21 protein-coding genes and 2 tRNA genes are annotated in these 21,057 nt (G+C 72.3%); 13 read left to right on the forward strand and 10 right to left on the reverse strand.

Annotation, left to right across the window (positions count from 1 at the left end; genetic code table 11):
• Window positions 1–73: 73 nt before the first annotated feature.
• Entirely contained in the window at window positions 74–595 is a 522-nt protein-coding gene (locus ACWEJX_RS08525) for an NUDIX hydrolase (protein WP_451606765.1), read from the reverse strand.
• Window positions 592–2,064 carry a zinc-dependent metalloprotease gene (locus tag ACWEJX_RS08530; protein WP_451606766.1) on the reverse strand — a complete coding sequence of 491 codons (1,473 nt, stop codon included), beginning with the start codon at window positions 2,062–2,064 and terminating at the stop codon, window positions 592–594. The genes ACWEJX_RS08525 and ACWEJX_RS08530 overlap by 4 nt, the downstream gene beginning before the upstream one ends.
• Window positions 2,065–2,296: 232 nt before the next feature.
• Between ACWEJX_RS08530 and ACWEJX_RS08535 the strand changes: the two genes are divergently transcribed.
• The 4 genes from ACWEJX_RS08535 (at window position 2,297) to ACWEJX_RS08550 (ending at window position 5,550) form a co-directional block, all read left to right on the forward strand.
• Window positions 2,297–3,406, forward strand: a complete 1,110-nt coding sequence (locus tag ACWEJX_RS08535) for an SDR family oxidoreductase (protein ID WP_403792327.1) — start codon at window positions 2,297–2,299, stop codon at window positions 3,404–3,406.
• 78 nt (window positions 3,407–3,484) lie between these two features.
• Window positions 3,485–3,955, forward strand: coding sequence for a molybdenum cofactor biosynthesis protein MoaE (locus ACWEJX_RS08540; protein WP_451606767.1), 471 nt, complete (start codon window positions 3,485–3,487; stop codon window positions 3,953–3,955).
• 224 nt (window positions 3,956–4,179) lie between these two features.
• On the forward strand, window positions 4,180–4,404 hold the full coding sequence (locus ACWEJX_RS08545) for a hypothetical protein (protein WP_451606768.1): 225 nt from the start codon (window positions 4,180–4,182) through the stop codon (window positions 4,402–4,404).
• Between the two features lie 57 nt (window positions 4,405–4,461).
• Window positions 4,462–5,550, forward strand: a complete 1,089-nt coding sequence (locus ACWEJX_RS08550) for a YlbL family protein (RefSeq protein ID WP_451606769.1) — start codon at window positions 4,462–4,464, stop codon at window positions 5,548–5,550.
• A gap of 33 nt (window positions 5,551–5,583) precedes the next feature.
• On the opposite strand, the gene ACWEJX_RS08555 is transcribed toward ACWEJX_RS08550, so the two are convergent.
• Window positions 5,584–6,141: a PPA1309 family protein gene (locus ACWEJX_RS08555; protein WP_451606770.1), complete on the reverse strand. Its 558-nt coding sequence runs from the start codon at window positions 6,139–6,141 to the stop codon at window positions 5,584–5,586.
• Between the two features lie 174 nt (window positions 6,142–6,315).
• Between ACWEJX_RS08555 and ACWEJX_RS08560 the strand changes: the two genes are divergently transcribed.
• The 4 genes from ACWEJX_RS08560 to ACWEJX_RS08575 all read left to right on the forward strand — a co-directional run bounded on the left by ACWEJX_RS08560 (window position 6,316) and on the right by ACWEJX_RS08575 (window position 11,855).
• On the forward strand, window positions 6,316–9,303 hold the full coding sequence (locus ACWEJX_RS08560) for a UPF0182 family membrane protein (protein WP_451606771.1): 2,988 nt from the start codon (window positions 6,316–6,318) through the stop codon (window positions 9,301–9,303).
• Window positions 9,304–9,350: 47 nt separating this feature from the next.
• Window positions 9,351–9,424: transfer RNA gene (locus ACWEJX_RS08565), tRNA-Met, on the forward strand.
• 205 nt (window positions 9,425–9,629) lie between these two features.
• Entirely contained in the window at window positions 9,630–11,735 is a 2,106-nt protein-coding gene (locus tag ACWEJX_RS08570; protein WP_451606772.1) for a tetratricopeptide repeat protein, read from the forward strand.
• 46 nt (window positions 11,736–11,781) lie between these two features.
• Window positions 11,782–11,855 (forward strand) — tRNA-Met (locus tag ACWEJX_RS08575).
• A 160-nt stretch (window positions 11,856–12,015) separates the two neighbouring features.
• Here the strand turns inward: ACWEJX_RS08575 and ACWEJX_RS08580 are convergent.
• The 3 genes from ACWEJX_RS08580 to hisN form a co-directional block, all read right to left on the reverse strand.
• Entirely contained in the window at window positions 12,016–12,435 is a 420-nt protein-coding gene (locus ACWEJX_RS08580) for a Fur family transcriptional regulator (RefSeq protein WP_403792314.1), read from the reverse strand.
• Window positions 12,436–12,620: 185 nt separating this feature from the next.
• Complete coding sequence (locus ACWEJX_RS08585; protein WP_451606773.1) at window positions 12,621–13,007, reverse strand: CBS domain-containing protein; 387 nt, start codon at window positions 13,005–13,007, stop codon at window positions 12,621–12,623.
• Between the two features lie 157 nt (window positions 13,008–13,164).
• Entirely contained in the window at window positions 13,165–13,977 is an 813-nt protein-coding gene (hisN, locus tag ACWEJX_RS08590; protein WP_451606774.1) for a histidinol-phosphatase, read from the reverse strand.
• Window positions 13,978–14,128: 151 nt separating this feature from the next.
• Here hisN and ACWEJX_RS08595 point away from each other — a divergent pair, with 151 nt between their 5' ends.
• The gene (locus ACWEJX_RS08595; protein WP_451606775.1) at window positions 14,129–14,767 is read left to right on the forward strand and encodes a TetR/AcrR family transcriptional regulator; all 639 of its coding nucleotides are present in this window, start codon (window positions 14,129–14,131) and stop codon (window positions 14,765–14,767) included.
• Here the strand turns inward: ACWEJX_RS08595 and ACWEJX_RS08600 are convergent.
• The 4 genes from ACWEJX_RS08600 to ACWEJX_RS08615 form a co-directional block, all read right to left on the reverse strand.
• Window positions 14,659–14,982 carry a DMT family transporter gene (locus tag ACWEJX_RS08600; RefSeq protein ID WP_403792307.1) on the reverse strand — a complete coding sequence of 108 codons (324 nt, stop codon included), beginning with the start codon at window positions 14,980–14,982 and terminating at the stop codon, window positions 14,659–14,661. The two genes, ACWEJX_RS08595 and ACWEJX_RS08600, sit on opposite strands and share 109 nt — an antisense overlap.
• Window positions 14,983–15,088: 106 nt before the next feature.
• Window positions 15,089–16,099, reverse strand: a complete 1,011-nt coding sequence (gene rsgA, locus ACWEJX_RS08605; RefSeq protein ID WP_451606776.1) for a ribosome small subunit-dependent GTPase A — start codon at window positions 16,097–16,099, stop codon at window positions 15,089–15,091.
• Between the two features lie 3 nt (window positions 16,100–16,102).
• Window positions 16,103–17,431, reverse strand: a complete 1,329-nt coding sequence (gene aroA / locus ACWEJX_RS08610) for a 3-phosphoshikimate 1-carboxyvinyltransferase (protein WP_451606777.1) — start codon at window positions 17,429–17,431, stop codon at window positions 16,103–16,105.
• 31 nt (window positions 17,432–17,462) lie between these two features.
• Window positions 17,463–18,149, reverse strand: coding sequence for a M50 family metallopeptidase (locus ACWEJX_RS08615; RefSeq protein WP_451606790.1), 687 nt, complete (start codon window positions 18,147–18,149; stop codon window positions 17,463–17,465).
• Between the two features lie 60 nt (window positions 18,150–18,209).
• On the opposite strand from ACWEJX_RS08615, the gene ACWEJX_RS08620 reads away from it, so the two are divergent.
• The 4 genes from ACWEJX_RS08620 to rsrA all read left to right on the forward strand — a co-directional run bounded on the left by ACWEJX_RS08620 (window position 18,210) and on the right by rsrA (window position 20,977).
• The gene (locus tag ACWEJX_RS08620) at window positions 18,210–19,025 is read left to right on the forward strand and encodes an SOS response-associated peptidase (RefSeq protein WP_451606778.1); all 816 of its coding nucleotides are present in this window, start codon (window positions 18,210–18,212) and stop codon (window positions 19,023–19,025) included.
• Between the two features lie 38 nt (window positions 19,026–19,063).
• A complete protein-coding gene (locus ACWEJX_RS08625) occupies window positions 19,064–19,696 on the forward strand; it encodes an alpha/beta hydrolase family protein (protein ID WP_451606779.1) in 633 nt (210 codons plus the stop codon).
• A gap of 316 nt (window positions 19,697–20,012) precedes the next feature.
• Window positions 20,013–20,669, forward strand: a complete 657-nt coding sequence (locus ACWEJX_RS08630; RefSeq protein ID WP_403792298.1) for a sigma-70 family RNA polymerase sigma factor — start codon at window positions 20,013–20,015, stop codon at window positions 20,667–20,669.
• Window positions 20,666–20,977, forward strand: coding sequence for a mycothiol system anti-sigma-R factor (rsrA, locus tag ACWEJX_RS08635; protein WP_451606780.1), 312 nt, complete (start codon window positions 20,666–20,668; stop codon window positions 20,975–20,977). Before ACWEJX_RS08630 ends, rsrA begins: the two co-directional genes overlap by 4 nt.
• Window positions 20,978–21,057: the final 80 nt, after the last annotated feature.

Below are 21,057 nucleotides of genomic sequence, written 5' to 3' on the forward strand. Positions count from 1 at the left end.
CGCGGAGGGACGCGGAGTGACGTGTAAGGGGCGGTCGCCCATGGCGACCGCCCCTTACGGCTTCACGCGCGTGTCAGAGGCGCTTCAGCGTGCGCTCCACGAGCCGCACCACCGACGTGTCCGCCACGTCCGCCACCTCGTCGTACCCGAACCAGCGCAGGTCCAGCGACTCGTCGCTGATCTCCGCCGCCGCCCCGGCCGGGGCGAGCGCCGCGTACTGCACGTCCAGGTGCCAGTGGCACGGCGCCGGGATCGGGTGCCTGTCGAGGCGCACCGGGCCGCCCGGCAGCAGCGTCAGGCCCGCGATGCCGGACTCCTCCGTCGCCTCGCGCAGCGCCGCCGCCTCGACCGTCGGGTCGCCCGGCTCACAGTGGCCGCCCATCTGCAGCCACATGTTCAGCTTCTTGTGCAGGGTGAGGAGCACCTGCCCCCGCGAGGGGTCGATCACCAGCGCGCTGCTGGTGAGGTGACCGGCCCCGCACGGCTTGTACATGCCGTCCGGGTGGGCCGCGAGGTGCTCCAGATAGACGTCACGAAGCTCCGGCTGGTCCTCGTACTCCTTCAGCACCAGGACCGCGTCGTCGTACAGGCTCACTTCTGGGTGTCGTCCTTGCCCTCGTCCGTGCCGTCGTTCCCGCCGTCGCCTTGTGCGCCCTGGGAACCGCCGCCGGCCGCCGCCTCGCCGAGCATCCTGTCCAGCTCGGAGAAGTCCAGCTGCTCGCGGTGGACGAAGCCGTCCGGGTCGTCCAGGTCCGTCGCCGTCGGCAGCATGTCCGGGTGCTCCCACAGGGCGTCACGGCCGTCCATGCCGCGCGCGTCGGTGAGCGAGGCCCACAGGCGCGAGGCGTCCCGCAGCCGGCGCGGACGCAGCTGCAGGCCGATCAGGGTGGCGAAGGTCTGCTCCGCGGGGCCACCGGTCGCCCGGCGCCGGCGCAGCGTCTCACGCAGCGCGTCCGCCGAGGTCAGCCGGGCCTTCGCGGCCTCGTGCACCACCGCGTCCACCCAGCCCTCGACCAGCGCGAGCGCCGTCTCCAGACGGGCCAGGGCGGCCTTCTGCTCCGGAGTCTCCTCGGGCTGGAACATGCCCTGCTGGAGAGCCTCCTGCAGCTGCTCCGGATGCGTCGGGTCCAGCTGGCCCACGGCCTCCTCCAGCTTGGAGGTGTCGACCTTGATGCCCCGGGCGTAGCCCTCGACCGCGCCGAACAGGTGCGCGCGCAGCCACGGCACGTGCGCGAAGAGACGCTGGTGGGCGGCCTCGCGCAGGGCCAGGTACAGCCGGACCTCGTCCGCGGGGACGCTCAGGCCCTTGCCGAAGGCCTGGACGTTCAGCGGCAGCAGCGCGGCCTTGCCGGCCGGGCCGAGCGGCAGGCCGACGTCCGTCGAGCCGACGACCTCGCCCGCGAGCACGCCCACGGCCTGCCCGATCTGCTGGCCGAACATGGCGCCGCCCATGGAGCGCATCATGCCGATCAGCGGGCCCGCCATGGCCTGCATCTCCTCGGGCAGCACCTCGCCCATCGCCGAGCCGACCCGCTCGGCGACCGGGTCCACGAGCTGCTTCCAGGCCGGCAGGGTCGCCTCGACCCACTCGGCGCGGCTCCACGCCACGGCGGTGTTCGCCCCCGAGGGCAGGGAGGTCACCTGGTCCAGCCACAGGTCGGCCAGGCGCACCGCCTCCTCGACCGCCGCCTTCTCGGCGGGGCCGACGCTCGCGTCCTTGGTGCCGTCGGACGTGCCCTGCGCCACCACCTGGCGCGCGATCTGCTTGGCCATGTCCCAGTTGACCGGCCCGCCCTCGTAGCTGAGCATCTGGCCGAGCTGCTGGAAGGCCGCGCCAAGGTCCTGGGGGTTCATCGAACCGAACATCGCGGCGAACGGATTGTCCGCGCCGCCCGGCCCGCCCATGCCCGGCATCCCGCCGAAACCGAACGGGTTCGCCCCGAACGGGTTGCCGCCCTGGCCACCGGACCCCTGGCCACCTCCGGCGGGGTCCTTCTTCTTGCCCTCGTCGCCGTTCTCCGGCTCCTCCGGCGGAAGGCCGAATCCGAATGGGGTGTCGCTCACAGGTTTCCTCGGCTCGTATGGCCGCCGGCTTGCTGCCGACGGCGGACTCTCACCACCAGCGTAGGCGGTGGCCCGCCGGTCAGACCGGGCCGACCGGCGGGCCACCGCCCCGACATCCGCACCGGATCCGGGCTCGGTGCTCCGCCGGGCCGTGGCCTGGGGCAGGATGGACGCCACCTGGTACGTACGCGTCATTCGGGTACGTACTGAAGACAACCGCTGGAGACGCCCGGTGAGTTCCCCAGATCCTCAGGTTCGCGCAGCGCGAAACCCGTCAACCCGCCCCGCCGCGCGCGGGCCCGTCGTCGCGGTCACCGGTGCCGCGTCCGGCATCGGCGACCTGCTGACCCGGCGACTCGCCGAGTCCGAGGAGGTCAAGCAGGTCATCGCGATCGACGAGCGCCGCGGGGAGGTGTCCGAGGCCCAGTGGCACATCCTCGACGTGCGCGACCCGGCCATCGCCGAGAAGCTGCGCGGCGCGGACGTCGTCGTGCACCTCGCGGTCGACCTCGACCTGGAGACCGACCCGGCCGCCCGCACGGCGTACAACGTGCGCGGCACCCAGACCGTGCTCACCGCCGCCGCGGCGGCCGGGGTGCACCGGGTGGTGCTGTGCACGTCGGCGATGGTCTACGGGGCGCTGCCCGACAACGACATCCCGCTCTCCGAGGACGCCGAGCTGCGCGCCACGGCCGAGGCCACCGGTGTCGGCGACCTCCTGGAGATCGAGCGCCTGGCCCGCCGGGCGCCGCGCGCCCACCCCGGGCTCAACGTCACCGTGGTCCGGCCGGCGGTCCTGGTCGGCGGCACGGACACGGCGCTGACCCGCTACTTCGAGTCGCCGCGGCTGCTCGTCGTCGCCGGATCGCGTCCGACCTGGCAGTTCTGCCACGTCGAGGACCTGGTCAGCGCCCTGGAGTACGCCGCCCTGGAGAAGGTCGACGGGGAGTTCGCGGTCGGCTGCGAGGGCTGGCTGGAGCAGGAGGAGGTCGAGGAGCTGTCCGGCATCCGGCGCATGGAACTGCCCTCGGCGGTGGCCCTGGGCGCGGCGGCCCGGCTGCACCGGATCGGGCTCACCCCGTCGCCGGCCGGCGACCTCGCGTACACGATGCACCCCTGGGTGGTCAGCGTCGGACGCCTGCACGACGCGGGCTGGCGGCCGAAGTGGACCAACGAGGAGGTGCTCGCCGCGCTCCTGGAGGAGGCCGCGGGCCGGCACACGGTCGCCGGCCGCCGCCTGGGCCGCAAGGACGCGACGGCGGCGGGCGCGGCCGGTGCGACGGTGGCGCTGCTGGGCACGGCGGCGCTGGTCCGGCAGATGCGGAAGCGGCGCGGCCTGTAGGACCCTCCTACGGAGGGTCCGTCTCGCCGGGCGAAATCTCTATTCCGGCCCGTCGGTGCCGTACGGCACGATGGGTCCATGGCAGAGAACCACGCGCCCAGCGACCACCCCGGCGAGCAGGCGGCCGAGGACCCGATCAAGCTCCTCGCGATCCGGGACACGCCGCTCTCGGTCGACGAGGTCTTCCGCGCGGTCGGCGACGACGCGGCCGGCGGCACCACCCTCTTCGTGGGCACGGTCCGCAACCACGACGGCGGCGCGGACGTCGACGCGCTCGGCTACTCCTGCCACCCCACCGCCGAGGCGGAGCTGCGCCGCGTCGCCGAGAAGGTCGTCGCCAACTACCCGGTCCGCGCCCTGGCCGCCGTGCACCGGGTGGGTGACCTCCATGTGGGTGACCTCGCGGTCGTCGTCGCGGTCTCCTGCCCGCACCGCGGCGAGGCCTTCGAAGCCTGCCGGAAGCTGATCGACGACCTCAAGCACGAGGTCCCGATCTGGAAGCACCAGACGTTCTCGGACGGCACAGAGGAGTGGGTGGGGGCCTGCTGAGACCTTCGCCCCGAGCCTGGGGGTCCCCCCGGCCGAAGGCTGGGGGAGGGTGGGCGCCTGCTGAGGCTTCACCGCGAGCCCTTGCCCTCTGGCAAGGCGCCACGCCGACAACCCGTAGTCGTGTGCCCGATTTGCGTAACCGGCCCCCAGGCGTGAGCGTTGATGACGCGGATGAATAATCTGCTGATCAACTCACTGGGGACCATTGGGGATGGGAGGTCGGGATGGCAGCGCTGGCCTGGTTGCTGATTCCGGTTTTCGCAGTCGTCGGCGCGGCGATATGGGCGAGCTGGGCATCGAGGAACAAGACCATCGGGGACGTCGCCGAGCTCGCGGGCTACGCGCGGTTCCGGGACGCCATGGAGCGGTCCCACCCCACCGCGTCCGCCGAGCCTTCCGCTTCCGTGCGGGCGGAGCGTGAGACCTCGCCCGCGACCACCGTCGGCTGATCCTCGTACGGACCGCCCCGCGGGTGCACTCACAGGCCGGTCCCGTACTGTCGTTCCATGCCACGCCGCACCGCGACGATGCTCGCCTCCACCCTGGTCCTGATCACGCTGCTCTGTGTCGGCGTCCTCATTCCGGTGCCCTACGCGGAGATGAGCCCCGGTCCGACGGTGAACACCCTCGGTGAGGCGCGCGGGGAGCCGGTCCTGAGCATCACGGGACACCAGACGTACCCGACCACCGGCAACCTCAACATGACGACGGTCCGGGTCACCAGCGCGGACTACAAGATGAACGCGGTCGAGGCCGTCTACGGCTGGCTGGCGCACGACAACGTGATCGTCCCGCACGAGACGCTCTACCCGGACGGCAAGACCGAGGAGCAGTCCAGCCAGGAGAACGCCGAGGAGTTCAGCCAGTCGCAGGAGAGCGCCAAGGTCTCCGCGCTGCGTGAGCTCGGCATCCCGGTGACCACCCGCGTCGTCGTCGCCACCGTCGTCAAGGGCACCCCCGCCGAGGGCCGGCTGCACGCGGGCGACGTGATCCGGGCCGTGGACGGCACCGCCGTCAAGCAGCCGGGCGACGTGGCCAAGCTCGTCACCAGGCACAAGCCCGGCGAGCAGGTGGTCTTCACGATCGTCCCGGCCAAGGCGGCCGCCGCCGCGGAGAAGGCGCACAAGGACGCCACCGAGTCCGAGAAGGTCGTCCTCACGACGGCCAGGTCGGAGGAGGGCGACCGGGCCATCGTCGGCATCCAGGCCGGCACCGACCACGTCTTCCCGTTCACCATCGACATCAAGCTCGCCGACGTCGGCGGCCCCAGCGCCGGCCTGATGTTCTCGCTCGGCATCCTCGACAAGCTCACCCCGGGCTCGCTCACCGGCGGCAGGTTCATCGCCGGCACCGGCACCATCGACGACGACGGCAAGGTCGGCCCGATCGGCGGCATCGAGATGAAGCTGGTCGGCGCGCGCAACGCCGGCGCCCGGTACTTCCTCACCCCCGCCGACAACTGCGCGGCCGCCGCGGCCGACACCCCCGACGGCCTCACCCTGATCAAGGTGAACACCATCGACGACGCGACGAAGTCCCTGGAGAAGCTGCGCAAGGGCGACACGGCGTCCCTGCCCAGCTGCTCCAGGAGCTGATGCGGAACGGGGCGCCCCCGGGCGCCCCGTACATCACGACGCGAACGTCGCCGCCAGCGCCTCCGCGAGCCCCGGCACCAGGTCCGGGCCCGTGAGGACCTCGTTCGGCGAGTCCTTCTCGCGCAGCCGGATCGCCGCCTCGCGCTTCCCGTTCCGCAGCACCGCGACGGTCATCCGGACCTCCTGGCGGTCCGGGTGCCCGGCCACCCACTTGGCGAGCGCCGCCTCGTTCAGGCCCTTCGGCACCGACGCCTCCGCCGACGGCGGCAGCATCAGCCGCTCCACGGTGAGCGCGCAGCCCACCACCGCCTTGGGCCAGGCGATGGTGCCGAGGAACTCGTCCAGCGGCTTGCCGGCCGGCAGCTGGTCCTGCTCGATCGGGGTGTAGCCGCCGCCGGCGTCGTCGTCCTTGCCGCCGAGCTGGCCGGCGAGTGAGGGTGCGGTCTTGCGCAGCTCGGCGGTCCTGACCAGGGCGAAGAGCCGGGCCGGCCGGTCCCAGCCGAGACCCGAGGCGTACTCGTCGATCTCGAGCACGGCACGGGTGAGGGGGTTCGCGGCCATCGGGGGACCGGAGGGGGAAAAGTTGGACATGGGCAATATCCTGCCTCGTCTTCACCGGAAGTCGGGAACTAGGTAAACCCTCAGTAAGTTGCATCAGTGGGCTCTACGATCGCGGAACGATCGCCGGGCCCGCCATGGACGCGTCGATCGCCTTGACCGACGCATCTCAGCTTCAACCACGAGGGGCGCACGTTGGCTTTCCAGATGCCGGACCGCGGAGGCGGCACAGGTCCTTCCGGACCGAGGACGAGAGTCGGCCGGCCGTCCCGCCGTGCCCGTACGCTGCTGATGACGCTGGGTGTCCTGGCCGTCCTCGGCATGGCGTTCGTGATGTTCGCCGGCTTCTGGACGGACTGGCTCTGGTTCCGCTCGGTCCACTACTCGTCGGTGTTCACCACGACGCTGTGGACCAAGATCGGCCTCTTCCTGGTCTTCGGTCTGCTGATGGCGCTGGCCGTGGGGCTGAACGTCTGGCTGGCGTACCGGCTGCGGCCGCCGCTCAGCGCGATGTCCATGGAGCAGCAGAGCCTCGACCGGTACCGGATGGGCATCGCGCCCTTCAAGAAGTGGCTGCTGCTCGGCATCACCGTCCTGGTCGGACTGATCTCCGGAGCCTCCGCCTCCGGCCAGTGGCGCACCTGGCTGATGTGGGTGAACGGGGTCTCGTTCGGCGAGAAGGACCCGCAGTTCCATCTGGACGTGTCGTTCTACGCGTTCGACCTGCCCTGGTACCGCTTCCTGCTGGCCTTCGGCTTCGCCGCCACGATCCTGTCGCTGATCGCCGCGGCCCTCACGCACTACCTGTACGGCGGGCTGCGCATCACCAGCCCGGGCGCCCGCGCGACCGCCGCCGCGACCGGCCATCTCTCCGTGCTGCTCGGCGTCTTCGTGTCGCTCAAGGCCGTGGCGTACTGGCTCGACCGCTACGGGCTCGCCGTCAAGTCCAGCGACTTCAAGGCGACCGGCAACTGGACGGGTCTGCGGTACGTGGACGCCAACGCGTTCCTGCCGGCGAAGACGATCCTGTTCTGCATCGCCGTGATCTGCGCGCTGCTGTTCTTCGCGACGCTGTGGCGGCGCACCTGGCAGCTGCCGGTGATCGGCTTCGGCCTGATGGTGCTCTCGGCGATCCTGATCGGCGGCCTGTACCCGGCCATCGTGCAGAAGTTCCAGGTCCAGCCGAACGAGCAGGCCAAGGAAGCGCCGTACATCCAGAAGAACATCGACGCGACCCGCAAGGCGTACGCCATCGACTCCACCAAGCCGGAGGAGTACTCGGGCAAGTCGACGGTCAAGGACAAGGGCCGGCTGCGCGCCGACGCCGACACGGCCGCCGCCTACCGCCTGATCGACCCGAACATCGTCTCGCCGACGTTCCAGCAGCTGGAGCAGAAGCGGAAGTACTACCAGTTCCCGCTCACCCTCGACGTCGACCGGTACCAGGGCAAGGACACGGTCATCGGTCTGCGGGAGCTCAACATCAAGGGCATCCCGAAGCGGAACTGGATCAACGACCACTTCACCTACACCCACGGCTACGGCGCCATCCTGGCAGCCGGCACGCAGACGGACGCCAACGGCTCGCCGGTCTTCACCGAGGCGGGGCTGCCGACGACCGGCCAGCTCCCCACGTACCAGCAGCGCATCTACTACGGCGAGAAGACCGACCAGTACTCCATCGTGGGCGGGCCGCAGAAGGAGCTCGACTACGAGGAGAACGGCGAGAAGACCACCAGCTACCAGGGCAAGAGCGGGGTCAGCCTCTCCAGCGCCTTCAACCGCGCCGCGTACGCGGTCGCGTTCAGCGAGCCGCAGATCCTCTACTCGGGGGCCATCGGCGACGGCTCGCGGATCCTCTACAACCGCACCCCCAAGGAGCGGGTCGAGGCGGTCGCGCCCTGGCTGACCATCGACGGCGACGCCTACCCGGCGGTCGTCGACGGCCGCATCCAGTGGATCGTCGACGCGTACACCACCACCAACGGCTATCCGTACGCCTCCCGTACGACGCTCGGCGAGACCACGGCCGACGCGCTGACGGTCGGCAACCAGCAGCGCGCGGTGGTCGCCCAGCAGAACCAGGTCAACTACATCCGCAACTCGGTGAAGGCCACCGTCGACGCCTACGACGGCACGGTGAACCTCTACCAGTGGGACACGAAGGACCCGGTCCTGAAGACCTGGATGAAGGCCTTCCCCGGCACGGTCAAGGAGCGTTCGGAGATCAAGCCGGACCTCCTCGCGCACCTGCGCTACCCGCAGGACATGTTCAAGGTCCAGCGCGAGCTGCTGACCCGCTACCACGTGACCGACCCGGCGCAGTTCTACAGCGGCTCGGACGCCTGGCAGGTGCCGGACGACCCGACCAACAAGGACGGCAACGCGGTCCCGCCGTACTACCTGAGCATGAAGATGCCCGGCGACCCGGCGGAGCGCTTCTCGCTGACCACGACGTTCACGCCGAACGGCCGGCCCAACCTGGGCGGGTTCATGGCCATCGACGCCGACGCCACCAGCAAGGAGTACGGCCGGATCAGGCTGCTCCGGGTCGGCGAGGACGTACCGGGGCCCGAGCAGGTGCAGAACAAGCTCAACGGTCTGCCGGAGGTGGCGACCTTCGTCCGCGACATGAAGGGCGCCGACTCCGACATCGAGTACGGCAACCTGCTCACCGTCCCGCTGGACGGCGGCTTCCTCTACGTGGAGCCGGTGTACGCGCAGGGCCGCAACGCGCACTACCCGCTCCTGAAGAAGGTCGCGGCGTCCTACGTGGACGCGGACCAGCCGAAGGGCGACACCACCAAGGACGTCACGGTCTTCAAGGACACCCTGGCCGAGGCGCTGAACGCGGTGTTCGGCGTCGAGGGCACCACCCCGCCGCCGGTCACGCCGCCGGGCACCACCACCCCGCCGAAGCCGACGACCACCGACGCCGCGCTGAAGCAGGCCATCGCGGACGCGCAGAAGGCGTACGACGACGGCCAGGCGGCGCTCAAGAAGGGCGACTGGGACGCCTACGGCAAGTCGCAGGCGGCCCTGCAGGAGGCGCTCCAGCGGGCGGCCGACGAGGGCGCGAAGCTCAAGAGCCCGTCCCCGGCGCCCTCCGCGGCACCGTCCACCCCGCCCTCGGCGGCACCGTCGGCGAAGCCGTCGGCTCCGGCCGGGAGCCCGTCACCGAGCCCCGGCGGCTGACCGTCGTCATGGCTGCGCCCCGCGTCGTGATACGGTTGGTTTACCGACGCGGGGTGGAGCAGCTCGGTAGCTCGCTGGGCTCATAACCCAGAGGTCGCAGGTTCAAATCCTGTCCCCGCTACTGAAGTTCGAGGGCCCGAATCCATCCGGATTCGGGCCCTCGGCGCGTTCCGGACCACGCCACGCGCCCCGAAGAGCGCCTCGGATGGGGCGAGTTGGGGTGAGACGTGTTTGACTTATCTCTCTGTGGGCATGTCGACAAAACGCTGAAGTGACCTCACTGGCTGCGGTATACCAGGTGTACGCGGGTTGCAGGTGGTGCGACGATGGTATTTATGGGGGACAGGGCAACTCTGTTGGAGACAGGGCGGTTTGTGCAGCGGCATTCCAAGAACGCCGCGGACGAGATCATCGAGGCCGTACCGGCCGTCGGTGCAGCTGTCGACACCACCACCGCCGAGCAGGAGACCGAGGCCGAGACCGAGGCCCGCCACCGCCTCGCCGCCGAGAAGGGCGACGCCGGCTCCATGAGCGTCCTCGGCGCCATGCTGCTGCGCCGCGGCGACCTCGACGGCGCCGAGCGCTGGCTGCGCGCGGCCAGCGCCCACGGCGACCGCGCCGCCGCCAACAACCTGGGCGTCCTGCTGCACCAGCGCGGCTACCCCGACGAGGCCGCCGGCTGGTGGCGGGTCGCCGCCGTCGCCGGCTCCGCGCCCGCCGCGCACGCCCTCGGGCGCCACCACCGCGAGCGCGGCGACGAGCCCGCCGCCGAGTACTGGCTGCGCCAGTCCGCAGAGCAGGGCCACGCCCTCGGCGCGTACGCGCTCGCCGACCTCCTGGAGCACCGCAGCGACGTCGGCGCCGAGCGCTGGCTGCGCGCCGCCGCCGAACAGGGCCACCGCGAGGCCGCGTACCGCCTCGCCCTCGCCGTGGAGCGGCGCGCGACGGCGCCGGCCCGCGGCCCGCACGCGTACGACACGGGCACCGGGCTGCGCACCGCGGTGGCCGGACCGGCCGCGGACCCCGGCACGGCGACGGGCCCGGACGGTACGGGCACGGGCTCCGGACCGCGTGCGGGTGCGGCAGCCGGGCCCGCCAACGGCGCCGGCCGGCGCACCGGTGCGGGCCCCGGTCCCGGGACCGGCACCGGTCTGCGCGCCGCGGACGCCGCCGGCGCCGCCGGCGGCAGTGGCTCCGGCGAGCGGCCGGCCGTGGCCAAGGACGGGCTCGGCGAGGCCGAGCAGTGGTTCCGGCAGGCCGCCGCGCGCGGACACCGCCGGGCCGCCCTGCACCTCGGCGCGATCCTGGAGAAGCGCGGCGAGCTCAAGGAGGCCGGCCGCTGGTACCTGATGTCCGCCAAGGACGGCGAGGCAAAGGCCGCCTGCGCGCTCGCCTTCCTGCTGCGCGACGCCGGTGACGAGGAGAGCGCCGCCGTGTGGTGGCTGCGCGCCGCCCAGGACGGCGACGGAAACGCCGCCAACGCGCTCGGCGCGCTGCACGCCGCCCGCGGCGAGCAGCAGACCGCCGAGCGCTGGTACCGCGCCGCCATGGACGCGGGCGACGTGAACGGCGCCTACAACCTCGGGCTGCTCTGCGCCGCCCAGGAGCGCACCGCGCAGGCCGAGCAGTGGTACCGCCGGGCCGCCTACGCGGGCCACCGCGAGGCCGCCAACGCGCTCGCCGTGCTGCTGCTCCAGGCCGGTGACGCGAACGGCGCCGAGCCCTGGTTCTCCAAGGCCGCCGAGGCCGGCAGCGTCGACGCCGCCTTCAACCTCGGCATCCTGCACGCCGGCCGCGACGACGACCGCACCGCGCTGGTCTGGTACGAGCGGGCCGCCGCCGCCGGGCACACCGAGGCCGCCCTCCAGGTCGGCATCGCGTACCTGCGCGACGGCGACGAGCAGGCCGCCGAGCGGCATCTGCGGTGCGCGGCGGGCGGTGGCAGCGCCGAGGCCGCCTACCGGCTCGCCACCGTCCTGGACGCCCGCCGTCCGGAGCCCGGCCCGCCGGAGCTCGGCGCCCCGCGCGCCGAGAAGAGCGAGTGCGAGGAGTGGTACGAGCGCGCCGCCCAGCAGGGCCACCGCCGCGCCCAGGTGCGGGTCGGCATGCTCGCCGCCGCCCGCGGCGACGTGGCCGAGGCGGCCCGCTGGTACCGGGAGGCGGCCGAGGCGGGTTCCCGCAACGGCGCCTTCAACCTCGGGCTGCTGCTCGCCCGCGAGGGCGGCGAGCGCGAGGCCGCGCTCTGGTGGACCCGGGCCGCCCACGCCGGCCACGGCCGCGCCGCGCTCCGGCTCGCCCTGCTCGCCGCGCGCCGCGGCGAGCTCACCGAGGGCCGCCGCTGGTGCGCCCGCGCGGTCGAGCTCGGCCCGGCGGAGGTGGCGGAGCGGGCGGCGCGGCTGAGCGAGGCGCTGCACCAGGAGCTCACCGCCTAACGGATTTGCGCTGGTCCGAGGGGTCCCGTAAGGTTGGGTTCACCGACGCGGGGTGGAGCAGCTCGGTAGCTCGCTGGGCTCATAACCCAGAGGTCGCAGGTTCAAATCCTGTCCCCGCTACTCAGTAGCACGAAGGCCCGGATCGTTTCGACGATCCGGGCCTTCGTCGTGTGTGCGCCGGTCGTGTCTGCGCCGGTCGTGTGCGCGCCCAGGAGAACCGGACGCGAGCCCATGAAGAAGGCCCCCACCGGCAGGCAGGGGCCTTTCTCGCGCTCTGTCGTCAGGCGGTCGTCGCGCAGCTCGGGCAGATGCCCCGGTACGTGACCTCGACGTCCGAGATCGTGAAGCCGAAGCGCTCCGAGGCGGGCAGGTCCGCCAGCGGGTCGCCCGCCGGGTGGACGTCACGGATCGCGCCGCAGCGGGCGCAGACCAGGTGCTGGTGCGGACGGTGCGCGTTCGGGTCGTACCGCTTGGCGCGGCCGTCCGTGGCGACCTCGATCACCTCGCCGAGGGTGACCATCTCGCCCAGCGTGTTGTAGACGGTCGCCCGGGAGATCTCGGGCAGCCGCGTCACGGCTCGGGCGTGGACCTCGTCGGCGGTCAGGTGCACGTGGTCCCCGTCGAGCACCTCGGCCACGACACGACGCTGCGCGGTCATCCGCCAGCCGCGGCCGCGCAGTCGTTCCAACAGGTCACTCATGGGGGTCAGCCTAACAGTCGGCGCAAGAGTGTCCCGAATCGGTGTGAGTTTGGACCTGCATTGATCCTGGATCTGGACTTGACTTGGACAGTGTCTACTGTAAGGTCGGGGAACTTCGGCAGGCGGCTCGACGCCGCGTTCCAGGCCCTGCGTGGCCGACGGCCGCCTGCCGTAGGTGGGCGAGGTCAGGCCGCGAGTCGCGCCGGGATCCAGCAGCGGATGATGTCGCGCACGGAGACGATGCCGACCGGCCCGTGGTCGTCGAGGACCACCAGGTGGCGGAAGCCGCCGCGGGTCATCGCCTCCGCGGCCTCCTCCAGGGTCCAGGTCGGCGCGGCGAAGACGACGTCCCGGGTGGTGTGGGCGTCGGCGGTCTCCAGGTCGGGGTTCCGGTCGAGGCCGATGGCGTCGAGGATGTCGCGTTCGGTGAGGATGCCGAAGCCGCCGGAGTCGCCGTCCTGCACGATGGCGGCGCCGACGCGGCGCGCCGACATGAGGCGGGCGGCCTGGCGGAGGGTGTGGGCGGGGCCGATGGTCACGGACACGGAACTCATGGCGTCGCGGACGAGCATGAAACGACCACCTCCTGATCGGGGGAGGGCTTTGTGGACCTCGCGGACTTCGAGAACGAATTCACAAGTTCACAAAGTGGGGGAGTCTCAGAGTGACACCGGTGGAGGGGGTCGACAAGGGGGCGCGCGGAGCGCCCCCGGGGGCACTGAGGGGCGGTCAGTCCTCCGTGGTCGTCCGCTGGTTGAGATAGCTCAGCAGCTCGCCGTGGAGCAGACCGTTGGACGCCGCCGCGTTCCCGCTGTGCGGGCCGTGCCGCCCGTCCAGGCCGGTGAAGGTGCCGCCGGCCTCCTGCACCACGATCGCCGTGGCCGCCATGTCCCACAGCGACAGCTCGGGCTCCGCGCACATGTCCACCGAGCCCTCGGCGACCATCATGTACGGCCAGAAGTCGCCGTACGCCCGGGTCCGCCAGACCGCCCGGGTGAGGTCGAGGAAGCCGTCGAGCCGGCCGCGCTCCTCCCAGCCGCTCAGGCTGGAGTACGCGAACGAGGAGTCCTCCAGGCACCCGACGCGGGACACGCCGATCCGGGTCGCCGAGGCCAGGCTGCGGCCGGTGTACGCGCCGAGCCCCTTCGCGGCCCACCAGCGGCGGCCGAGCGCGGGCGCGGAGACCACGCCCACCACCGGCTGGAAGCCGGTGTCCCCGGCCTCCATCAGCGCGATCAGGGTCGCCCACACCGGCACCCCGCGCACGTAGTTCTTGGTGCCGTCGATCGGATCGATCACCCAGCGGCGCGGGCCCGAGCCCTCGACGCCGAACTCCTCGCCGAGGATCGCGTCCCGCGGTCGGGCGCGCTGCAGCTGCCCGCGGATCAGCTCCTCGGCGGCCTTGTCGGCCTCGCTCACCGGGGTCATGTCGGGCTTCGTCTCGACCTTCAGGTCGAGCGCCTGGAACCGGTCCATCGTGGCCGCGTCCGCGGCATCCGCGAGGACGTGGGCGAGACGCAGATCGTCGTGGTAATCGGCCATGCTCGAAACTCTATCCCCCGAAGGTGCCGCGCCCGGCGGCGGGCCTTGACAGTGCGTGGCCGGCTGCCGACGCTGAGCACAGTTCCGCTGCACACGTCCCGCTGCACATCCTTCGGGTGCACACAGTTCCGTACGGTCCGGGGAGGCGCCCATGCCGACCGCCCGCGACGCGCTCATCGACGCCGCGCTCACCGCCCTCGCGCACGGGCCCTGGTCCGCCGTGCGGATGATCGACGTGGCGAAGGCCGCCCGGGTCTCCCGGCAGACCCTCTACAACGAGTTCGGCAGCAAGGAGGGGCTCGCCCGCGCGCTCGCCCGCCGCGAGGCCGACGCCTACCTCCAGGGCGTACGGACGATGCTGGCCGCTCCCGCGCCGCCCGCCCGGAACCTGGCCGCCGTCGCCGAGTGGACCGTCGTCCGCGCCGCCGAGCGCCCGGTGCTCCGCGCCCTGCTCACCGACGCCTGGAGCGAGCGGCTGCCCCGGCCGCGGCCGGTCAGGCCGGGCGCCCGGCTCGCGCCCGTACCGGCGCAGCGGCGCGCCGACGCCGGACCGCCGGCGCCGGGCGAACTGGTCGCCGAGACCGTGGCCTGCGCCGGCGAGCGGTGGGCGGCCGGCTGCGAGCTCGCCGTACGGCTCGCCCTCAGCCATGTCGTGGCGCCCGCGGTGATCTCCCCGAACGGTCAGTGCGCCGATCCGGAGAGCTGGAGGCCGATGACGCCGACGATCACCAGCGTGATCGAGACGATCTTGAGCGTGGACACCAGGTCTCCCAGGAACACCATGCCGTAGATCGCCGTCCCGGCCGCCCCGATCCCGGTCCACACCGCGTACGCCGGACCCACGTCGAGCTTGCGCAGCGCGAGGGTCAGCAGGCCGAAGCTGCCGAGGGCGAAGGCGGCGAACGCGATCGTCGGCCAGAGGCGGGTGAAGCCGTGCGACAGCTTGAGGCACACGGCGAAGCCCGTCTCCAGCAGTCCCGCGACCACCACGAGCAGCCACGCCATCGTCAGTGCCTCCCACGCCTCGGTGACTGCTTCGTCTCACTTGGTGCGATTATGCACTTACCAGCAGTCCACGCTCCCAAACGTGAGCGACACGGGTGACGCGTCGTCAGTCGCCCTCACGCCGCTCGCGCGTCGCGAGCAGCCGCCGCAGCGAGAACAGCCGCGCGGGATCGGCGTGGCCCTCCTCGACCCAGGCGTCGAGCGCGCAGTCCGGCTCGTCGTGCGAGCAGGCCCGCGGGCACTCCTCCGTGCCCGGCTCCAGGTCGGGGAAGGCGTGGATGACCCGGGACGGGTCGACGTGGTTCAGTCCGAAGGAGCGCACGCCCGGCGTGTCGACGACCCAGCCCTCGGCCTTGTCGAGCGGCAGCGCGAGCGCCGAGGTGGTGGTGTGCCGGCCGCGGCCCGTCACCGCGTTGACGTGGCCGGTGATCCGCCGCCGCGCCTCCGGTACGAGGGCGTTGACCAGCGTCGTCTTGCCCACGCCCGAGTGGCCGACGAACGCCGTCACCCGGCCGTCCAGATGCTCCCGCACCCGGTCGGCCGCCCCGCCGTCGTACAGCTCGTCGCGGTTCACCACCACGTACGGGATGTCGAGGGCGCCGTACAGCTCAAGGAGCTTCTCCGGCGGCGCCAGGTCCGACTTGGTCAGCACCAGGAAGGGCTCCAGGCCGCCGTCGTAGGCCGCGACCAGGCAGCGGTCGATGAGCCGCGGGCGCGGCTCGGGGTCGGCGAGCGCCGTGACGATCGCCAACTGGTCGGCGTTGGCGACCACCACGCGCTCGTACGGGTCGTCGTCGTCGGCCGTCCGGCGCAGCACCGAGCTGCGCTCGCCGATCCGCACGATCCGCGCCAGGGTGTCCTTCTCGCCCGACAGGTCGCCCACCAGGGAGACCCGGTCGCCCACCACGGCGGCCTTGCGGCCCAGCTCGCGGGCCTTCATCGCCATCACCTGGCGGTCGTCGACCAGACACGTCAGCCGGCCCCGGTCGACGGTGAGGACCATGCCCTCGACGGCGTCCTCGTGCTTGGGGCGGATGTTCGTACGGGGGCGGCTGCCCTTGCGGTTGGGCCGCTGGCGGATGTCGTCCGCGTCCGTGTGCTTGCCGTAACGCCGCATGGCTCAGGCTCCGAGCATTTCGGTCCACATCCTCGGGAAGTCGGGCAAGGTCTTCTCCGTCGTCTTCACGTTCTCGATCTCCACGCCCTTCACCACCAGGCCGATCAGCGCGCCCGCGGTCGCCATCCGGTGGTCGTGGTACGTGTGGAAGACGCCGCCGTGCAGCGCGCGCGGGCGGATGTGCAGGCCGTCCTCGGTCTCCGTGACGTCACCGCCGAGACCGTTGATCTCCTTGGTGAGCGCGGCGAGCCGGTCGGTCTCGTGGAGCCGCAGATGGGCCACGCCGCGCAGGGTGGACGGGGAGTCGGCGAGCGCGGCGACGGCCGCGATGCCGGGGGTCAGCTCGCCGACCTCGCTCAGGTCGACGTCGATGCCGTGGATCTCGCCCGTTCCGGTGAAGGTCAGACCCCGGTCGGTCAGCTCGCAGGAGCCACCCATCTCGGTGAAGATCTCCCGCAGCGCGTCACCGGGCTGGGTGGTCCTGGCCGGCCAGTCCGGCACGGTGACCCGGCCGCCGGTGACCAGCGCCGCCGCCAGGAACGGCTGGGCGTTCGACAGGTCGGGCTCCACCACCAGGTCGCGGCCGAGCAGCGCGGACGGCGCGACCCGCCACACGTCGGGCCGGCCGCCGTGCTCCGGCTCGTCGACCTGGGCGCCGACCGCGCGCAGCATGTCGACCGTCATCCGGATGTGCGGCATCGACGGCAGCCGGCCGCCGACGTGCCGCACCTCCACGCCGTGGTTGAAGCGCGCGCCCGACAGCAGCAGGGCGCTGACGAACTGGGACGACGAGGAGGCGTCGATCTCCACGACCCCGCCCTCCACACCGCCGCCGCCGTGCACGGTCATCGGCAGCGCGCCGCGCCCGTCGTCGTCGATCCGGGCGCCGAGCGCGCGCAGCGCGTCGATGACGCCGTGCAGCGGGCGCTCGTGCGAACGCGGGTCGCCGTCGAAGCGGACCGGGCCGTCGGCGAGGGCCGCGACCGGCGGCAGGAAGCGCATGACCGTACCGGCGTTGCCGACGTCCACGGTCGCCCCGCCGCGCAGCCCGGCCGGGATGACCCGCCACGCCTCGCCGGTGCCGTCGGGGCCGACGCCCTCCTCGATCTTCACGCCCAGGGTGCGCAGGCCCTCCGCCATCAGCAGGGTGTCGCGCGAGCGCAGCGGGCGGCGGATCCAGCCCGGCTCGGCGGCCAGCGCGGCCAGCACGAGGGCGCGGTTGGTGACCGACTTCGATCCGGGCACGGTGACGGTGGCGTCGACGGCGCCGCCCGCGTAAGGGGCGGGCCAGAGGCCGGTGAGCGGATCGGTGGACGCGGAGCTTTCGGTCATGCCCTCACTTTACGGGGGTGAAGGGGACCCGCTACACGCCGAGCAGCCAGCGTCCGCCGCCGATCAGGCAGCAGATCGACACCGCGTGGAAGAAGAACAGCCACAGCGCCGGCGGCACGTGGGTGAGCCGGCCGAGCTGGTCGGCGTCGGAGTCCCCGGCGCCCCCGCGTCGGCGCGTCGCCTGGAGCTCGAAGGCCGGGCGGACGCCGCCCATCAGCAGGAACCAGACCGCCGCGTACGCGAAGACGGACTGCACGTCCGGGCCGGCCAGCCAGGACACCAGGACGAACAGGCCGCAGGTCAGCAGCACGGTGAAGATCCCGTAGGCGTTGCGGACCATCACCAGGAGCGCGAGGAGCAGCGCCGTCGCCAGCCACAGCAGCAGCGTCACGTGGTGGATCGCGAGCAGCGCGGCGCCGCCGAGGCCGAGCAGCGGGGCGGCGGTGTAGCCGGCGGCGGCCGTCAGGATCATGCCGAGGCCGGTGGGGCGGCCGCGCGAGACGGTGAGCCCGCTGGTGTCCGAGTGCAGTCGGATCGACTGGAGCCGGCGGTTGGTGGCGAGGGCGACCAGGCCGTGGCCGCCCTCGTGCGCGATGGTGATCGCGTTCCGGGACAGCCGCCATATGGGGCGGGGCAGCACCGCGAGGAGGGCCGCGACCGCCGTGGCGATCACGATCCACCGCTCGGGCGCGGGCTGGGTGCCGAGGACGAGGGTCATCGAGGTCATTTCCTGGACGGGCTCCTCGGGAGACGGGTGTGACGTGGCAGTGTGGCACTTATGTGCGGACGGTATGCGGCGAGCAGGCGCCCCGAGGACCTGGTCGGCGTCTTCGAGGTGGAGAAGTGGGAGCCGGAGGAGACCCTGGCCCCCGACTGGAACGTGGCCCCCACCAAGGAGGTCTACGCGATCCTGGAGCGTCCTCTGAAAGACGCGGAATCCCGGCGGCCGGTTCGCCAGATGCGCGTCCTGAAGTGGGGGCTCGTGCCGTCCTGGGCGAAGAGCCCGGAGGGCGCCGCCCGGATGATCAACGCCCGCGCGGAGACCCTGCACGAGAAGCCGTCCTTCAAGCGGGCCTTCGCACAGCGCCGCTGCATCCTGCCCGCCGACGGTTATTACGAGTGGGTGACCGGCTCCGACGAGCGCGAGCTCGAGGTCGAGGGCAAGAAGAAGCGGCCCCGCAAGCAGCCGTACTTCGTGACCCCGGCCGACGGCTCCGTCTTCGCGATGGCCGGGCTCTACGAGTTCTGGCGCGACCGGACCCTGCCCGACGACCATCCGCAGGCGTGGTGGGTGACCTGCTCGGTGGTCACCACGGAGGCGGAGAGCGGCCCGCTGGGCGTCGCCCCCGCCGAGGGCCCGCGCTCGCTCGCCGACATCCACCCCCGGATGCCGCTGATGCTCACCCCGGACCGCTGGGACGCCTGGCTGGACCCGGCCCGCACCGAGCTCGACGAGCTGCGCTCGCTGCTCGCGCCGCCGCCGGAGGGCCTGATGCGGGCCTATCCGGTGCCGACGGCGGTCAGCAACGTGCGGAACAACGGGCCCGAACTGCTGACGGAGCTGGCCGGCCCGGAGGTCGCCACGCTCTTCTGATCCCTTCCGTGATCCTCTCCGAAGGAGAGGATGGAGGCGTGACGAAGAGCGAGATCGTTCCGACAGCCGCCGGGGACGCCCGGATCACCTGGATCGCCGCGAAGAAGCCGTGGACCGTGCTCGCCGTGAGCCACGGGGCCGGCGGCGGCGTCGAGGCCCGCGACCTCCAGGCGCTCGCCGCGGCCCTGCCGGCCGAGGGCGTGACCGTGGCCCTGGTCGAGCAGCCCTGGCGGGTCGCCGGCAAGAAGGTGGCGCCCGCCCCGAAGACCCTCGACACCGGCTGGCGCGGCCTGTGGCCCGCGCTCGCCGCGCCCGGCCTCCCGGTGATCGCCGGCGGGCGCAGCGCCGGCGCCCGGGTCGCCTGCCGCACCGGGCGCGAGCTGGGGGCGAGCGCCGTGCTCGCGCTGAGCTTCCCGCTGCACCCGCCGGGCAGGCCGGAGCGCTCCCGGGCCGAGGAACTCCTCGGCACCGGGCTGCCCACCCTCGTCGTGCAGGGCGGCAACGACCCCTTCGGCAGGCCCGCCGAGTTCCCGGCCGGCGACCACTCCCTCGTCGAGATCCCGTACGGCGATCACGGCTTCGCCGTGCCCAAGCGCGCTCCGCTCACCCAGGAGGAGGCGGTCGGCACGATCGTGCGCGCGGTGTCGGAGTGGATCACGTCCCTGAAGTGACCCCGCCGAGTGGCCCCGTGGAGCGGCCTGGCGAAGTGGCCCCGCACGGACCGGAGACGGGACCGGAGACGGGGCCGGGAATGTTGCGGGCGGGGCCGCTGTTGAGTCGGACATCGGTGCGTGAAGAGCGAAGGAAGAGGGAGTCCGTCGAATGGGTTCGATCATCTGCCCGCAGCGCCCGCAGGCGGCTGACCTGGACTGGACGGTGCTGCCCGCGCCCAGGACCAGTCCTATTCGGGCGGCGGGCGGAGCGGTTCCTCGTCTATCCTCCGAAGCGAGCGGGTCCGCCTTCGGATTCGCCGCAGCGCTGGAGGAGGTGGGTCCGGTCACTGGGACCGACACAGGGACCGACGACGGCCCCGAGGAGACGACCGAGGAGCGCAACGCGCGCTTCGAGCGGGACGCCCTCGGCTACCTCGACCAGATGTACTCGGCCGCGCTGCGCATGACGCGCAACCCCGCGGACGCGGAGGACCTGGTGCAGGAGACCTACGCGAAGGCGTACGGCTCCTTCCACCAGTTCCGCGAGGGCACCAACCTCAAGGCCTGGCTGTACCGCATCCTGACGAACACGTTCATCAACTCGTACCGCAAGAAGCAGCGCGAGCCCCAGCGCTCCGCCGCGGACGAGATCGAGGACTGGCAGCTCGCCCGCGCCGAGTCGCACATGTCGACCGGTCTGCGGTCGGCCGAGTCGCAGGCGCTCGACCACCTGCCGGACTCCGACGTCAAGGAAGCGCTGCAGGCGATCCCCGAGGAGTTCCGCATCGCCGTCTATCTCGCGGACGTAGAGGGCTTTGCGTACAAGGAGATCGCGGACATCATGGGTACTCCCATCGGTACGGTGATGTCCCGACTGCACCGGGGTCGCCGCCAGCTGCGCGGAATGCTCGAGGACTACGCTCGTGAGCGCGGGCTGGTTCCCGCGGGCGCCGGAGAGTCGTCGCACGATCTGAAAGGCTCGGGCTCATGAGCTGCGGAGATCCGCACGAGACGGACTGCTCGGAGGTCCTGGACCATCTCTACGAGTTCCTCGACCGAGAGATGCCCGACGGTGAATGCACCAAGTTCGAGGTGCACTTCGAGGAGTGCTCCCCGTGCCTGGAGAAGTACGGCCTGGAGCAGGCCGTGAAGAAGCTCGTCAAGCGCTGCTGCGGCAGTGACGACGTGCCGGTCGACCTGCGGTCGAAGGTGATGGGCCGGATCGAGCTGATCCGCTCGGGCCACGTGCTGCCCGAGCAGGAGCCCGCGGCGGGCCAGGTGACCCCGCAGGAGCAGTAGCCGGGGCACTGGCCGGGGCGGGTCGCGCCCCAGGCGTCCCACCGGCGCCGACACACGTACGGAAGGCCGGGCGACACGCG

It is taken from the genome of Streptomyces sp. NPDC004788 (assembly GCF_053601115.1).

Excerpts from the sequence above, each read along its gene's own strand:
- ACWEJX_RS08620 (WP_451606778.1), top strand. The coding sequence starts at position 18,210 with ATGTGCGGACGGTATGCGGCGAGCAGGCGCCCCGAGGACCTGGTCGGC.
- ACWEJX_RS08540 (WP_451606767.1), top strand. The coding sequence starts at position 3,485 with ATGGCAGAGAACCACGCGCCCAGCGACCACCCCGGCGAGCAGGCGGCC.
- ACWEJX_RS08550 (WP_451606769.1), top strand. The coding sequence starts at position 4,462 with ATGCCACGCCGCACCGCGACGATGCTCGCCTCCACCCTGGTCCTGATC.
- hisN (WP_451606774.1), bottom strand. The coding sequence starts at position 13,977 with ATGGCCGATTACCACGACGATCTGCGTCTCGCCCACGTCCTCGCGGAT.
- ACWEJX_RS08585 (WP_451606773.1), bottom strand. The coding sequence starts at position 13,007 with ATGCTCGTCCGCGACGCCATGAGTTCCGTGTCCGTGACCATCGGCCCC.
- ACWEJX_RS08600 (WP_403792307.1), bottom strand. The coding sequence starts at position 14,982 with ATGGCGTGGCTGCTCGTGGTGGTCGCGGGACTGCTGGAGACGGGCTTC.
- ACWEJX_RS08555 (WP_451606770.1), bottom strand. The coding sequence starts at position 6,141 with ATGTCCAACTTTTCCCCCTCCGGTCCCCCGATGGCCGCGAACCCCCTC.
- rsrA (WP_451606780.1), top strand. The coding sequence starts at position 20,666 with ATGAGCTGCGGAGATCCGCACGAGACGGACTGCTCGGAGGTCCTGGAC.
- ACWEJX_RS08580 (WP_403792314.1), bottom strand. The coding sequence starts at position 12,435 with ATGAGTGACCTGTTGGAACGACTGCGCGGCCGCGGCTGGCGGATGACC.
- rsgA (WP_451606776.1), bottom strand. The coding sequence starts at position 16,099 with ATGCGGCGTTACGGCAAGCACACGGACGCGGACGACATCCGCCAGCGG.
- ACWEJX_RS08570 (WP_451606772.1), top strand. The coding sequence starts at position 9,630 with ATGGTATTTATGGGGGACAGGGCAACTCTGTTGGAGACAGGGCGGTTT.
- ACWEJX_RS08615 (WP_451606790.1), bottom strand. The coding sequence starts at position 18,149 with ATGACCCTCGTCCTCGGCACCCAGCCCGCGCCCGAGCGGTGGATCGTG.
- ACWEJX_RS08545 (WP_451606768.1), top strand. The coding sequence starts at position 4,180 with ATGGCAGCGCTGGCCTGGTTGCTGATTCCGGTTTTCGCAGTCGTCGGC.
- ACWEJX_RS08595 (WP_451606775.1), top strand. The coding sequence starts at position 14,129 with ATGCCGACCGCCCGCGACGCGCTCATCGACGCCGCGCTCACCGCCCTC.
- ACWEJX_RS08560 (WP_451606771.1), top strand. The coding sequence starts at position 6,316 with ATGCCGGACCGCGGAGGCGGCACAGGTCCTTCCGGACCGAGGACGAGA.
- aroA (WP_451606777.1), bottom strand. The coding sequence starts at position 17,431 with ATGACCGAAAGCTCCGCGTCCACCGATCCGCTCACCGGCCTCTGGCCC.